General features: G+C 52.4%; 1 protein-coding gene. It reads right to left on the bottom strand.

Annotated elements, in window-relative coordinates:
• Window positions 1-376, bottom strand: a 376-nt coding sequence (locus tag KQI_RS28875) for an Ig-like domain-containing protein (protein ID WP_010348291.1), incomplete at both ends; no start/stop codon positions are given.

Below are 376 nucleotides of genomic sequence, written 5' to 3'. Positions count from 1 at the left end.
CCGAAGGTCGTACCTCCGCTCACGCTAATCCGTCCCACTTCACTTCCATCTTCCTGATGCACCACCAGGTAGCCTGTGCCTAGCTGCATTTCTTCACTGAAGCCCATTCGCAGGCTCGGTATGAGCGTTTGCCCGCTCCCCTCTGGATACAGGCTCGTATAATAGGGCCATTCATCTCGTATGCGGAATGTCCAATCCTCTGGCGTATGCATCCCCACATACGGGTTCATTGCCAAATCCGTCAATGCTCCCGAGGTGATTTCCAGATAATAGGACTTCCCTTCTTCCAACCTGCCTGATAGCTCCATGTACGCTATATTTTCCTCGCCTTTTAGCATAAAATTCGAATTCCCGGCTCCGGATACCCGCAGCTCTC

This window comes from Paenibacillus peoriae KCTC 3763, from assembly GCF_000236805.1.
In the GTDB taxonomy this organism is placed as follows: Bacteria; Bacillota; Bacilli; order Paenibacillales; family Paenibacillaceae; genus Paenibacillus; species Paenibacillus peoriae.
The sequence above is the reverse complement of the archived record's forward strand: the minus strand, read 5'-3'. Positions and strand labels throughout refer to the sequence as shown.